At 51.7% G+C, this 14,515-nt stretch carries 11 protein-coding genes and 1 pseudogene; 2 read left to right on the top strand and 10 right to left on the bottom strand.

Annotation, left to right across the window (positions count from 1 at the left end; all coding sequences use genetic code 11):
• Window positions 1-7: 7 nt before the first annotated feature.
• The 3 genes from FHR95_RS16055 to FHR95_RS16045 form a co-directional block, all read right to left on the bottom strand.
• Window positions 8-1,126, bottom strand: coding sequence for a glycosyltransferase family 4 protein (locus tag FHR95_RS16055; protein ID WP_183315159.1), 1,119 nt, complete (start codon window positions 1,124-1,126; stop codon window positions 8-10).
• On the bottom strand, window positions 1,116-2,237 hold the full coding sequence (locus FHR95_RS16050) for a glycosyltransferase (protein WP_183315158.1): 1,122 nt from the start codon (window positions 2,235-2,237) through the stop codon (window positions 1,116-1,118). Before FHR95_RS16050 ends, FHR95_RS16055 begins: the two co-directional genes overlap by 11 nt.
• Before the next feature lie 91 nt (window positions 2,238-2,328).
• Window positions 2,329-3,645, bottom strand: a complete 1,317-nt coding sequence (locus FHR95_RS16045) for an O-antigen polymerase (protein ID WP_183315157.1) — start codon at window positions 3,643-3,645, stop codon at window positions 2,329-2,331.
• A 594-nt stretch (window positions 3,646-4,239) separates the two neighbouring features.
• Here FHR95_RS16045 and FHR95_RS17435 point away from each other — a divergent pair.
• Window positions 4,240-5,211: pseudogene (locus FHR95_RS17435) on the top strand (IS30 family transposase).
• A 118-nt stretch (window positions 5,212-5,329) separates the two neighbouring features.
• Here FHR95_RS17435 and FHR95_RS16025 read toward each other — a convergent pair.
• The 6 genes from FHR95_RS16025 to FHR95_RS16000 all read right to left on the bottom strand — a co-directional run bounded on the left by FHR95_RS16025 (window position 5,330) and on the right by FHR95_RS16000 (window position 12,181).
• The gene (locus FHR95_RS16025) at window positions 5,330-6,775 is read right to left on the bottom strand and encodes an oligosaccharide flippase family protein (RefSeq protein WP_183315153.1); all 1,446 of its coding nucleotides are present in this window, start codon (window positions 6,773-6,775) and stop codon (window positions 5,330-5,332) included.
• Between the two features lie 67 nt (window positions 6,776-6,842).
• A complete protein-coding gene (locus FHR95_RS16020; RefSeq protein ID WP_425485308.1) occupies window positions 6,843-7,931 on the bottom strand; it encodes a DegT/DnrJ/EryC1/StrS family aminotransferase in 1,089 nt (362 codons plus the stop codon).
• A complete protein-coding gene (gene wbpD, locus FHR95_RS16015) occupies window positions 7,931-8,503 on the bottom strand; it encodes a UDP-2-acetamido-3-amino-2,3-dideoxy-D-glucuronate N-acetyltransferase (protein ID WP_183315181.1) in 573 nt (190 codons plus the stop codon). Before wbpD ends, FHR95_RS16020 begins: the two co-directional genes overlap by 1 nt.
• A 19-nt stretch (window positions 8,504-8,522) precedes the next feature.
• Window positions 8,523-9,470 (bottom strand): Gfo/Idh/MocA family protein, encoded by a 948-nt coding sequence (locus FHR95_RS16010; protein WP_183315151.1) that lies wholly within the window; start codon window positions 9,468-9,470, stop codon window positions 8,523-8,525.
• An 8-nt stretch (window positions 9,471-9,478) separates the two neighbouring features.
• Window positions 9,479-10,792 (bottom strand): UDP-N-acetyl-D-glucosamine 6-dehydrogenase, encoded by a 1,314-nt coding sequence (gene wbpA / locus FHR95_RS16005; protein WP_183315150.1) that lies wholly within the window; start codon window positions 10,790-10,792, stop codon window positions 9,479-9,481.
• Window positions 10,793-10,795: 3 nt separating this feature from the next.
• Window positions 10,796-12,181, bottom strand: coding sequence for a hypothetical protein (locus FHR95_RS16000; protein ID WP_183315149.1), 1,386 nt, complete (start codon window positions 12,179-12,181; stop codon window positions 10,796-10,798).
• Window positions 12,182-12,497: 316 nt separating this feature from the next.
• Between FHR95_RS16000 and FHR95_RS15995 the strand changes: the two genes are divergently transcribed.
• Window positions 12,498-13,475, top strand: coding sequence for an IS30 family transposase (locus FHR95_RS15995; protein ID WP_183315180.1), 978 nt, complete (start codon window positions 12,498-12,500; stop codon window positions 13,473-13,475).
• Window positions 13,476-13,488: 13 nt separating this feature from the next.
• Here FHR95_RS15995 and FHR95_RS15990 read toward each other — a convergent pair whose 3' ends face one another.
• Window positions 13,489-14,280, bottom strand: coding sequence for a Wzz/FepE/Etk N-terminal domain-containing protein (locus tag FHR95_RS15990; protein WP_183315148.1), 792 nt, complete (start codon window positions 14,278-14,280; stop codon window positions 13,489-13,491).
• Window positions 14,281-14,515: the final 235 nt, after the last annotated feature.

The raw sequence follows: 14,515 nt of genomic DNA, 5'->3' as shown, positions 1-14,515 counted from the left end.
AAATTCGCTACCTAGCTAGTGAGTCATAGAGATCAAAAAGCTTCTGCTCTTCAATACTCCAGTTGTACTGTTCCTGAACAGCCCGCTGTCCGTTACGGCCCATCTCTTCGGCTTCCTCAGGATGAGCAACTAGATAATCGATGGCGTCGGCGATAGCCTGAGGATCCAACGGATCTACGCAGATACCGCACTGGTTACCTTCAATGATCTGCTTCCATAGTGGAAAGTTTGAAGCTATAACAGGCAACCCAGCTGCCATGTACTCAAACATTTTTACTGGAAGAGCATCAATATAGTTAATGACTGGATGAAGTGTTACCAACCCTGCTACTGACTCATGAAGAGCAGCCTTCACTCCATCACGATCAAGCCAACCACGATAATCAACCTGCTGCCACCCCGCTTCAGATTTGACCAGCTTTTCAAAATCAGGTTCACTGAAGCTACCACCAAGAATAAAATTAGCATGGCTATCAGTAAGGCGAACTGCTTTTACCATCTCGGAGACGCCACGAATACGGCCTAACCCACCAACGTAGACAACCTGTTTTTTTTTCTTTGACCAGCTGCAAGATTCAGAAAAAAGCTCGCGATACAAAGGGTAGTTATTAACGTCAACTGAACGCACTCCCATGGCGGTGAACTTTTCGCGGATGAACGGTGTTGCTGCTATAACAGCATCCAACTTACGGCAGGCCCACTGCTCGTATACAGCAAAGCTCTTCGATAGCAGCCACTTAGCTGGCTTATTAAGATACGGTTTACCCAGTAGCTGTTTCGGGACATCCTCATGGGCATCGAAAATTACTACTTTCCCTTGCTTCTTAAGCTTAAGCCCGATCGGAATCAGTTCGGGATCGTGTAATTGGTAGATATCAGCATCCAGATCAAGTGCTTTCTTTAGTACACGGCCTGGTGCTTTGCGGATGCGATCCAAGCGTCCATTGGAAGCACCAACATCAAAGATGTTAACATTGTTTTTTTGCTCATCGCCGCCGCCGTCTGCAACTATAAGGGAAACTTTATATAATTTTTCAGATAGAGATGTGCACTCCTTGAAGAAAATACGAGTATCAAAGCGAGGGTGCACTGAGGTAAGGTGGACGACTTTTACATTAGAGGGCATCGTAAATCTCTTTCAACACTTTTTCTTGCTCTTCCCAGCAATATATTTTTCTCTTTGTTATGATATTATTAAGAGTAACTGAATAACTTTTTCCTAATGAAGATGCAATGGCCCGTTTAAAACCTTCAATCGTATTAACATCGGCTACAACACCCACATCCTCAGCCTCTACCATCCGTTTCATCTCAAAAAGATTAGAGGTCAGTACTGGCAAGCCAGCCATAAGGTATTCAAAAATTTTATTAGGCGAACAGTAACGATGGTTTAGACATGTATCTTCATAAAACAGGATACCATAATCAGCCGAACTGGTATAACTTAATAACACATCAGAGCTTACAGCAGGGTGGAAAAATACCGTGTTGCAGTGTGAAGCGTATTCTCGGATCAAACCTTCAAGAGGCCCGTACCCCATGCACACCAGCACATTCTTATCTAACTCGAGATCAGAGAAGGCCTCAAGTAATAGCTCAATTCCACGGCCTTGACTTAATCCGCCTTGATATAGAAATATAGTTTGGTCTGAACGAATCCCGAGATACTCTCGAAACAGGTTTCGCTTTGGCTGCTCGTGATACGCGGGGCAATTAAGGACAATATAAGGTTTGGTAATGTCATAAAGGCGAGAGTATTCATTAGCTATAGAATCACTGACAGCTACCACAGCATCTGCATAAGGTATGAGTTTACGTTCTAGCCATTTTTTTCCTTTTTTTTCAATGCCTTTCAGGCCAACAACTTCTGTCTCATACTCATGACAATCATAAACAACCTTCCTCCCACGCCCAAAAAGTTTAATCAACAACCCTACAGGCAAAGCATTGAGATCATTACAATGAACTATATCAGCATTTCTAAAGCGCCAAGTTGAACGAAGCAAAAACTCAATATATTTCAAAAACTGAATTGGCTTCAACTTTGGCCAGGGCCTTGTAATCAACCTGATTCGCTCTGTATTGATGCCTTGGATAGCTTCACTTTCTGATAGCTCAGAATTATGCATTGCGACCACTGTGGGATCGTAACCAAATTTTGCAAGTGACTTAGATATTTTTAAAACACGACTATCATTAGTGAAGTCGTTTAAAACGATATTAGCAATCTTTTTCATTCCCGGAACCAATTGGATGAATATTATTAAACGCGTGAAATAAAACCCGTCAAGAAAAGCATAATTGATAGCTGAAATTTCTAATCGGCCATTATTTTTTCCTAATATTTATTTTTCCACGCATTGAGTATATAAAGAGCACGAGAACAGAAACAAACACAATATATATACTATACAAATAACCGCTGAAGCCAGTGGTAGATAAGCTTTTAAAAATCAAAATCAACCATACCAAAAAACCTATAGAGACGGGGTTGATTTCAAGCCTCGAAACCAAACAACTAACCAGGGCAACAAAACAGCCAATGATAAATGCAACAATAGGAATTCCTATAGGGCCAAAATTCGCATAAGCCTCACCCCAAAAAACTGTAGGTGCCGTGCCAACTACACCAGAATCGGCAAGTTTAGGAAACAACCAATTCATGACTTCAATAGTGTACCTGTATGGCTCATAAGGCATCAAGCCACCTGGATTAGGAAAGGTTTTTCCAAAAAGATAATCTTGGTGTTCAGGGAAAAACTCTAAATAAAAGTAAGCTGGGAAAATACTACCAGAAAATGTACGCGAAAATACCGACCAGATCGCAGAGCCGAAATCACGCACTCCCATAAAGTAAATATAGGAAAACATGAGAGTCACTACTAACAATAGTGAAAACGAAATTAGTTTTCTGAAAGGAACGAAGCCATCTCTTCTGACAAGAAAGTACACCATAAATAACCCAACCAATAACCAAGCTAAGGGGGCCTTCTCAGTAGCCATAATATCCACGAAAACCGAATAGATAAAAGTGATGATGAAAAACAATAGCGACTTTAACGTTTTGCGCATCAACCAAAGGGCGAAAGAACAATATGTTAGTAAGCTACCAAAATCATGCATTACTAGCTTGTACCAATGATATTTACCTGAGAATGAGTTCCCCATGTCGCTTCTTGCCAGCTTTATAGAACTGTCAACATCCGTCAGTGCAACAAATAACGCGATTTTATCAACCTGAGAAAGGTATTTAAAAAGAACCAATACACAAAATATAAATACCACATATAGAGATTTATATTGAAAACCGCTAAGCGGCTTAATGTCGCTCGAACTAAACTTATTATCTTCCAAGCCAACGACTTTTCTGATAAAAATAACGCCAAGCAAAAAAAATACAATATTAACGGTAGAGTAAAACAAGACTTCCAAAACCACAGCTGGGTCTCGAACACCAATATTGTACCTATACTCATCAAGCTGATAAAAAAGGGGGAAGGTGCCCAATAAAGAAAACATGATTAACGCTACAGCAGTAACGTTAACGATACTAACCTGATTTATTCGTTCTCCTGCAATTCTTAACTGAAACATTGCGTAAACAGGGGCAAGAAAGAAAAGCAGCAAAAAAAATAGACTCAACAACTCTATCTCCAACTGAAAGTATTAATTAAATCGCTGCAGAAGAAAAAGGCTTTGCTAAACTTTTAGAGAACTGCCAATGTCAGCACTGCTTTTCATTTTCTATGCGTCAGCACAACTACTTAACATATATAACTGGCGTTAAACTTGGCACTATTTTGTGGCTGTAAAAACTGTTTGGTGCCTCAGCACCTTCTAGGGAATATGGGAACTGTTCGCCAACAGTAGCATTCAGCATATACTCCAAGTATTAGCCGGAATTATAAGCACGTATTTACTGCATGTCGCTGATACAGTCACTGTAGAGCTTTACGAGATCACACTTTGAAAACGTTTGACTGAAAAAGAGATTGAAATAGCAAACCGATTGGAAGTCTAAGACAAGGCACCAAAGTCCAGCTGTGAAGCGAGCACACTCTAATAGCGTTGCACTTCGAACTTGAGACCACCAACCCTATAGATACTTTTTGACCACATCTCTTTATGTGGTGTTATGTTTTTCAAACCTGGAGTCATAGAATAACCGCAGCACTTTGGATCGCATGCTAGAGGCACGCCGGTACCCTCTCTGCTTTACCGACAAAAGTGAAGCAGAGCATGGGATGCCGACGGCTGACCCAGACCCAACGATGCCAAATCCACGCCTGCTATGACGTGGAAATGAGCCAGCGGCAAATCGGCAGAGAGCTGGCTCTCCACAGCGCCACGATCAGTCGTGTGCTGCGCCGCAACGCCACCTCCGGTGGCTACGATATTCAGCAGGCCTAGGTTCTCAGTGATCACCGGCGGCGTACCGCCTGGAAGTGGACGAAGCGCTTGCCGAACATGATAACCGCCGTTATCGGCCAGCTGAGTGAGGAATGGAGTCCGCAACAGATCAGCGAATTCATGTCGCCATTGGTCGGCGTGGCCGTCAGTCATCAGTGGATCTATTTCTTGATCTGGGAAGACAAGGCACTGGGTGGCGATCACTGGCGCCACCTCCGTCAGCCGAAGCGTCGCAGCAAGCACCGCGGCCAGACTAAGAGCGCTGGGCTGGGCAAGGTGCCTAACCGGGTAGGCATGCATCGAGGACCGGCCGGCTGAGGTCGTTGACCGGTGCTTCATCGGCCACTACGAGGGCGACAACGTGATCCACGGGGCACAAGCAACAGGACTTGATCACGCTGGTCGAGCGTCGCAGCGACTATCTGCTGGCAGCAAGGTTGCCTAGGATCTCCTCGGAGCTGACGAAATCGGCTATGATCGCCTATTGAAGCCTCGTCGGGGTGCTGTCCAGACCATCACGCTGGACACTGATTCGGAATTTGCCGTCCACGAAACCGTGGCCAAGGCGGTGACAGCAGCGACCTACTTCTGTGATACCTACTGCTCCGCGCAGCGTGGGGCCAACGAGAACACGAATGGCCTGATACGAAAGTTCTTTCCCAAAGGAAAGAACTTCCGCCAGGTCACCGATGCCGAGTTGCGCAAGGTGGTCAAGAAACTGAATGACCGCCCCCGAAGCGGCTCAGCCTGGGGGAATACTCAGGAGCCCTGGATACCGCAGGTGCTGTGCTTATTGCTTGAATTCAGGAATGAATGCCGCATGCAAAATCAAAAAAGACCAAAAATTACGTGATAAGGGGATGGAAAAAATATAACTTATTCAACATGTCACTACTATTCCAACGAAATCATCTAAATGTTAGCCATCTTTTAGTGAATACAGTCTTTTTACTCTTGGAAAGTAGAAGCCAAGCAACACTATTGCGGCAATAATCATTGCCACATATTCATTCCAACTCAACACAATTGCAACTGGAACAAGAGAAATAAAAACCCTCAAAAACTCAGACCATAAATTTTTAAGGATAAAAAAATAGGACGCTCCGGAAATATGAAAAATAGACAGACTGTAAAAAAAATAACACGCTGCACTTGTTAGCGAAAAAAGCATTAGGGCGCCCATGAAGTCAAAGTACATGTAACCTAACAATATTGCAGCGGCTCTTAGAGAAAACATTACTGCCTGAAAAAAAAGCCCTAACCTTTCCTTCTCCAGAACAAAATAAACCACACTCAAAGGCGAGCTAAGAAATTGAAATAAAATCCAGGGCACCATCCATCTTGAAATTTCACCTGCAACTTTCCAGTCTTCTCCAAAAACCCATGAAAAAAAGGCCGGTGAGAATAACATAAACACAAGAGCTGCGGGTAAAGACAACTCCAGCAGAACCACTGCGCCTTTTTCTACGTGTGCAGCTAATGTACCATTAGCTTTAGCTTGAGCCATATTAGAGAAGTAAACTTTCCCTATAGCACCTCCTAATACGGTCATGGGCAGCTTTAAAATACGGCTCGCTAATGCATAAAGTCCAACTACCCAAGAGCCAAACATTGCCGAGAAGATCAGTGGTGGTAACTGACTACCTGACGAATTCAAAAGGCCAGACCAAGTTGAGAATATGGGGAAATGCTTATATCTTTTAGCAACTACCCATACACCGCTCCATGACCAAGTACTGAAGTCTTTGTGCTTGATGGCTGAACGGCCGAGTCTTATACTACCTACTCCTTGTCCACTTGCTTGCCCTAACAAAAGCGCAACGCCACCTATCTTGTACCCAAATAACTGAATAGCCAAAGTTGCTAGTGCTTGGCTAATGCGTGTTCTAGCAATATCACTAAAAGCTTTAGTGCGTACTGCCCAATAGTTAAAAACGTTATAGATACCAGATAAGAAGACACCGACTGGAAGTAACCACATCAACTTTACTAGGCTTGGCGTATTCAGCATGTAGGCCATTCGCTGACCAACCAACAAGACCATGGTTGTCGATATGGCTGTCATCATTAATACAGCCAGAATACTAAGCACGAGCACATTGGCTGCTTCTGTATTGCATTGAGGCAAAGGGATGGCCAACTCATAACGTAGGCTGGCGACTACAGTAAACATTGCAAGCAGCCCTGAATATACTGCCAACAAGCCGAAATCTTCTGGTGTGTAAAGGCGTGTAAGTAAAGGTGCTGCCAGCACCATAAGTGCCTGCGCACCTGCCGTGCCTCCTACCAGCACGCTCACACTACGAGCAAAAGAGTTCTTAGGCAGTAATCGGGGTGCTATTATCTTTAGCTGACCAAAGTTCACTGCTGCCACTCCTAAAGCCATCTTGGACGCAATTCACGCAAGAGTCCTAGTCTAGGAAAAAGTGCCTTCACCCGATTGCGTCAAGCATTGCCATTACTACCTTCTCTTGATCATTCCTGTCAATGTAGGGATGCATGGGCAAGCTCATGACTTGTGCTGCAGCTTCATTTCCTACTGCTAAGCAAGCATTCCTATCGGCTACAGCCGGCTGCTGGTTGAGCGGAATAGGGTAGTGTACGGCAGTCGATACACCCTTATCTGTGAGCCGGGACTGCACCTTTTCGCGACTCTTCACGCGAACTGTGTACTGCGCCCAAGCGCTAGTATTGTGCGGTTCCAAGTACGGAGTAGTGGTAACTCCTATCTCGTTGAGCAATTTGTTGTACCGCTCCGCCACCTGCTGTCGCAGCTGTAGCTCCTCGTCGAAGATCTCCAGCTTGGGCAACAGGATGGCGGCCTGGAGGGTATCTAGGCGACTGTTCACCCCCACGCGGACGTGATGGTAGCGACGATCCTGGCCATGACGGGCGATCTGGCGCAACACATTGGCCAGTTCATCATCGTTCGTGAATATGGCACCGCCATCGCCGTAGCAGCCCAAGGGTTTGCTGGGGAAGAAACTTGTGGTAGCGATAGTGCTAAGGTTGCAGGACTTGCGGCCCTTATAGGTAGCGCCAAAGCTCTGGGCGGCATCCTCGATTACCGGGATGCCATGCTTATCGGCAATGGCGTTGATGGCATCCATATCCGCGCACTGCCCATAGAGCGACACTGGGATGATCGCTTTTGTTCGCGGGGTGATCGCTGCTTCGAGCAACGTGGGATCGAGGTTGTAAGTACGCGGATCGATATCCACGTAGGCCGGCTTAGCGCCGAGCAGAGCCACCGTCTCGGCGGTGGCGATGTAGGTAAAACCGGGGGTTATCACCTCGTCGCCAGGGCCAATGTCTAGCGCCATCTGGGCGATCTGCAGAGCATCCGTACCGTTGGCGCAAGTGATGCAATACTTCGCGCCGGTGTAGGACGCGAGTTTCTCTTCGAGCTCCGCAACTTCGGGCCCGAGGATATATTTGCCGTGAGCCAACACACGCTGGATGCCGGCGTCGATCTTGTCCTTTATGCGGGCCTGCTGGGCGGCCAGGTCGATGAATTGGATCATGCGCTCACCCTCGTCAGCTGCTTACCATCCAGCACGTAGCGATCGCCGGTATGCTGGCACATCGCTTCGCCCTGCCCTTCCAACGGCAAATCGAGCTGCTCGCCGTACTGGCTCATCCAACCGATCTGTCGAGCCGGAACCCCGACCATCAGGGCATAGGCCGGTACATCCTTGTTGATCACCGCGCCGGCACCGAGAAAAGCGTACTCACCGATGGTCACGCCGCACACGAGGGTACAGTTGGCCCCCAGGGTAGCCCCCTTCTTCACCAGGGTGTCACGGTACTCACTCTTACGCTCGATCAGCGAGCGGGGGTTGTAGACGTTGGTGAAGACCATGCTCGGGCCGCAGAACACCCCCTCTTCCAAGACCACGTTGTCGTAGACGGAGACGTTGTTCTGCACCTTGCAGTGGTCGCCGATCACGACTTTATTACCCACGAAGACGTTCTGGCCCAGGGAAACGCCCTTGCCGATGCGAGCACCGCCGCAAACGTGCACGAAGTGCCAGACGCGGGAGCCTTCACCGATCTGGGCCCCATCATCGACGATGGCGGAGTCATGGATCATCACGCTGGTGTCACTCATATCACATCAGCCTATTAAGGAAGGGATGAGCTTCGCCGGCCTCCGGCGCCTGGGGCTTCGCAGAGCGAATGGTGTTCACGGTCTGGATGCAGTGGCGAGCATCCTCGATACCGTAGCCGCGGCCGGCGAGGATCTCCTGATAGCTCAGTGTGTGCAGGTCGGTAAAGCCGCCGGAGAACTCGACCTCTTCGTCATCCACGGTGATGGAGCGATAGGTCGGCTGCTTGCCCTTGACGCTTTCCGGCAGGTCGCCCGCGTCGATGGAGAGGAACCAGGGCACCCGCGCCTTTTCGTACTCCAGGTAACCGGCGGCCTTGTCGTTGCTAGCGTAGTGCAGCACGTTCTTCTGCAGCTTGCCAAAGATGAAGTGTAGCATGTCGAAGAAATGCACGCCGATGTTGGTGGCCACGCCGAAGGACTTGCGCGGGTCGCCTTTCCAGCTCTCCATGTACCACCTGCCGCGGGAGGTGATGTAGGTCAGCTCCACCTCATGCTTATCGCTGCGGGACTCCTGCTGCACCTTCTGCTTGAGGTCGAGGATCGCCTGATGGTGGCGCAACTGCAGGATGTTATAGACCCGCATGCCGGTCTCCTGCTCGATCAGCGCCAGCTCATCGAGAAGTTCGGGCGTCGGTACCAGGGGCTTCTCGCAGATAACGTCGCAGCCTAGGCGCAAGCCGGCGGCAATGTGCGCATGATGCAGATAGTTGGGCGAGCATACCACCACATAGTCCAGCGCAGTCTCAGGGTTACGCTTGAGCTGCCAGGCGTGTTCTTGGAAACGTTCGAACTCAGTAAAGAACGCGCTCTGGGGCGAAATGGAGTCGATGATGCCCACGGAGTCGTTGATGTCGTAGCCCACCGCCAGGTGGTTGCAGGTTTCCTTGATGGCCTTCATATGGCGCGGGGCGATGTAACCGGCAGCGCCGATCAGGGCAAAGTTCTTCATTCTCTTCCTCAGGCCTTGATGATGTGGGCGGCGGGCGCGCGGTAGGTGCCGCGGCTGTCAATGATCAGCTTGGCGTGCTGCTGGATCAGCTCGAAGTCGAAACGGTCATGGTCGGTTGCCAGCACTACGGCATCGAAGCTGGCCAGGCTCTCGGCGGTCAATTCCACACTGGCCAATTCGAAGTGGTGCTCGCGCATCTTGGGGAAGACCGGCACATGGGGGTCGCTGTAGGCGACTTCGGCCCCCTTAGCTTCAATCAGTTCCATGATCTCCACAGAGGGAGACTCGCGCATGTCGTCGACGTTCTTCTTGTAGGTGATCCCCAGCACCAGCACGCGGCTGTTCTTGAGCGCCTTGCCATGCTCGTTCAGACCGTCCATCAGCTTGCCCACCACGTACTCGGGCATAGCACGGTTCACCTCCCCGGAGAGCTCGATAAAACGAGTGTGCAGGCCGTACTCACGTGCCTTCCAGGTCAGGTAGAAGGGATCAATTGGGATGCAGTGGCCCCCCAGGCCCGGGCCTGGGTAGTAGGGCGTGAAGCCAAAGGGCTTGGTGGCGGCGGCATCCACTACCTCGAAGATATCGATGCCCATACGGTCGGCGACGATCTTCATCTCGTTGACAAGACCGATGTTTACCGCACGGTGGATGTTCTCCAGCAGCTTGGTCATCTCGGCAGCCTTGGTGGAGCTAACCGGCACCACCTGGTCGATGGCGTGAGAGTAGAGCGCGATACCCACCTCGCGGCAGGCGGGTGTCTGGCCACCTACCACCTTGGGAATGGTGCGCGTCTCGAAATCGGGGTTGCCCGGATCTTCCCGCTCCGGCGAATAGACCAGGAAGATGTTCTCGCCAACGACCAGGCCCCCTTCCTGCACGCGAGGCAGCAGCTCCTCCTCGGTGGTGCCCGGGTAGGTGGTGCTCTCCAGCGACACCATCTGCCCTTCTCGCAGATAGGGTTTCAGCGCATCGGTGGTGTTGATCACGAAGCTCATGTCCGGCTCGCGATACTTGTTTAGCGGCGTGGGCACGCAGAGGATGATGGCATCGGCTTCCACCACGCGGCTGAAGTCGCTGGTGGCTTCAAAGCCGGACTGAGTCGCCCTGGCGACTTTCTCGGAGGGGATATGCTCGATATAGCTCTTGCCACCGTTCAGGTGGTTGACCTTCTCCGGGTCGATGTCGATACCCAAGACGCGAAAGCCGATATCGTTGTAGCGCAGCATAAGCGGCAGGCCGACATAGCCGAGCCCGACGATGCCGATCACGGCTTCCTTGGCGTTGAGTCTATCGATCAGAGTGGCGTGGGGAGATGTCATCAATCATCCATTCATGCAGTGGTTTTGATAGAGCAACAGGTTGACGAACAGGGATTCGGAGACCACATAGCTCTCGCCCTCGTACGCCAGACGATGTTGAAATTCGGGGGGCTTTGGACGGGTGAACGGTACTACACGCCTGCCGGGCAAGACGTGCTGGCCCAGCCCCTCGAACAGGGCCCGCTCTTGTACAAGCAGGAAGCCGGCATTCTCATTGAAGTCAATGGCGCGAATCTCGCTCATCGAGATCGGGTGGTCTCCTTGCTCGCGGAGATGGGCACGTAGTCGCTGGCGTACCTCATCGGTCGTGATGGGCAGGGAGAAGAAGAAGAAGGCTTCCGGCTTGCCGCAGCGGCGCAGTTCGCGGGTGATACCGAGAAAGCATGCTTCGCCCAACAAGGCCTGCATGGCATCGTCCCCCACTGCCTGGCCAGCCTCGGTAAAGAGAAAGGGTAGCTCCTCTCGTGTTTCATTGATCAGCCAGGCCAGGGGGCTGTAGGTGCCCTGATTACCAAGGCGGCAGGTATGCAGGTTGGAGGCGCCGGAAACGCTGGCCGATAGCTGACCCTTGAAGACATTAGTGTTGTGGCTTCGCCGGGGAATGATGAAATCACCATCGCGCGTTCGAAAGAGGCAATTGAGGCCCAGATGGTTCTCGGGAAGGCTTGTTTCCAATGTAGAAAGTACTGGACCAGGCTCGAGCATGTCGCGATAGGTCAGGCCACCTGGCATCTCGACTTCCGGTAGCATGTTGGTGACCAGGTAGCTGTAATAAGTGGCCTTCTCGAAGACAAGCGTGGTACCAGAAGCATGTTGCTCCAGCCCAGTGACGGACATCAGCAGCCCGTTGTAGTCATATTTTTCCAGCGCATTAAAGCGTTTGAGCGTGAGTTCCAACGCCTGGTCCGCAACCACCCAAGGCAGGTCGAACCAGTTGTTTTCCAGGCGAAACGCCAAGTCTTGGATGGTGGCAGCCACAGGTGGTTGGTACTCAAGCAACGACTGGCTGACGATGAGATCCCGTCGATTGCCCAAGCGGCGTGTGTCGGCGGATGTCAGGCCAACCTGGGGTTTGAAGCCACCCTGGCCGTGGCGTTTCATGGCCAGAAAGCGGTGTCGCTCCTTGAAATAGCGCTCGACGTAGAACTGCGTGTCCAACGAATAGCGAACGTTCTCCATCCGCGAGGATGAGAAGTACAACAGGAAAAGCGCCGCCTGGATGAGTGCGAACTGGATGCCATCCATGATCAGCGACAGGCTCATGCCATAGAAGAGTTCTCTAAGGGTGGCATACCCCCCTACAATGAGATGGGCTACCAAGGCCGCAGCCAATACGTGCCGCCAGCGTGGTCGCGAGAAGATGATACCTAGGTATTGGGTAATAGCCATGCAGTGGGATCAACAAGAGTAAGATAGCGTAAAGTGCCAAGAATATTATAAATGCGGATAATTAATCACCCGGGGTTCAACAGGTCACTTAATGATGTTCTATAACAGTTAGCCATAGGTAGGAAGAAACCAGAACAGCCATATGAAAGGGACAGGGATAGGGAGTAGAGATAGAGCAATGATCGAGCAGATTGTTTTATGCCTCTGGATTCATAGAATAACCGCAGCACTTTGGACCGCACGGTAGAGGCAGGAGGGCCAGCGCCGGTACCATTCTCGGCTCACCAAAGTGATGCAGAGCATGTGATACCGACAGCTGACCCAGACCCAACGATACCAGATCCACGCCCGCTATGACTTGGGCATGAGCCAGCGGCAGATCGGCAGGGAGTTGGGCCTCCATAGCAGCACGATCAGTCGTGAGCTGCGCCGCAACGCCACCTCCGATGGCTATGATCCCGAACAGGCCCAGGCCCTCAGTGATCATCGGCGCCGCACAGCCTGGAAGTGGACAAAGCGCCTGCCGAGCATGATTGCTGCCGTCGTCGGCCGGCTGCGTGAGGAGTGGAGCCCACAGCAAATCAGCGGCTTCATAGCCCCCATGGCCGGGGTAGGCGTCAGTCATCAGTGGATCTACTCCTTGATCTGGGATGACAAGGCACGGGGTGGTGATCTCTGGCGGCATCTCCGTCAGCCCAAACGTCGCAGCAAGCACCGCGCCCAGGCCAAGAGCGCTGGTCTGGGCAAGATCCCCAACCGGGTAGGGATCGAGCACCGACCGGCTGAAGTCGATGACCGGCGTTTCATCGGCCACTGGGAGGGCGACACCGTGATCCAGGGGCACAAGCAATCCGGCCTGGTCACACTGGTCGAGCGTCGCAGCGGCTATCTGCTGGCGGCACGGCTGCCCAAGATCTCGGCGGAGCTGACACAAGCGGCCATGATCCGCCTGTTGAAGCCCCGTCGGGGTGCTGTCCGGACCATCACGCTGGACAATGGCTCGGAATTCGCCGATCACGAAGCCGTGTCCAAGGCGGTGACGGCGGCAACGTACTTCTGTGATCCCTACTGCTCCGGGCAGCGTGGGACCAACGAGAACACGAATGGCCTGATACGGCAGTACTTTCCCAAGGGAACGGACTTCCGCCAGGTCACCGACGCCGAGTTGCGCAGGGTGGTCAGAAAGCTGAATGACCGCCCTCGAAAACGGCTTGGCTATCGGACACCGGCACAGGTGTTTCTGGGGGAATACTCAGGAGCCCTGGATACCGCAGGTGCTGCGCTTATTGCTTGAATTCAGGGCCTCCTCATTCCTCTTCCTGGAGGCTGTCCCGCACAGCTACGGCAAACTGGGAAAGGAACGCCATCATGAGAGCAACCATGCCACCCACCACAATCGCCAGGGCCATCACCAAGCTACGGCTGGTTCCCGTAGGCTTGAGGCCCTTCACGGCGGTCTGCACGAGCTCCCCTTCCTGCAATTGCGCCAGGCGTTCCTGAATATCTGCCACGCGTTGTGAGTAGCTTGCCACAAGTTCCGCGGCGGAAGGGCTCGTGGACTCCTTGGCAAGTTCCAGGGAGCGCTGCGTACTTTCCAGCTGGCTCTGCATTGTATCACTACGGCGTTCAAGCTGAGCCTGCTGGTCCTGCTCGATACGCTCAAGAACCCGGGCATGAAAAGACTCCACCACTGGCCCATTGGCTTCGCTGGATTGTGATGTCAGCTTCACCAGGAGGGTGTCCTCCGGGTTGCTGACAGAGGTCTGGAACGGAAGTGAGGCCATTCCTTCGTCTTCCAGGATCTGGCGTGTGACGGAGCCGAGGTAGAGGTTGCTGGTCTTGGCCACAATGGTGGAAGGCGACTCGAGGGCGCCATCTTCCCTGTTCTCGGTGGGTGCCTGTTCGGCTACCTGATAGAGGGAAACATAATCGTAGCTGCGCTCCATCAGCAGGACGTAGGCTAGGGCACCCAGCACGATGACAGCGAAGGTGGCCACCATCAGCTTCCAGCGCTTTATCAGGATCTTGGCGAGGTCCACCAGGGAGATTTCGTCATCGCTGGCATATCGGGATGCCTGTCCGTCCGGGGGGTTGTTCATTTCTTGGAATTACCTTTCGCCATGGCAAGGGCACGCTACCGCCCGGAGGTCGCACCGGGCATGTCCTCGAACCCTGCAGTTCACGTCTCGCCGGGAAGCCAACACGGGCCCCCTCAGCAAAGTATTTTTTACGGGGAGAGGATTGTACGTCAGGGCGGGACGTGACTCTAGCGGGATACGTGCCAGCAGGTATGGAGGGCGGGTGCCGAACAAGGCGCCCTGTCGCCGATCGGTG

Source organism: Halomonas fontilapidosi (genome assembly GCF_014192285.1).
Taxonomy (GTDB): domain Bacteria; phylum Pseudomonadota; class Gammaproteobacteria; order Pseudomonadales; family Halomonadaceae; genus Halomonas; species Halomonas fontilapidosi.
Note: the sequence above shows the minus strand (reverse complement) of the source record. Positions and strands in the feature narration are given on the sequence as shown.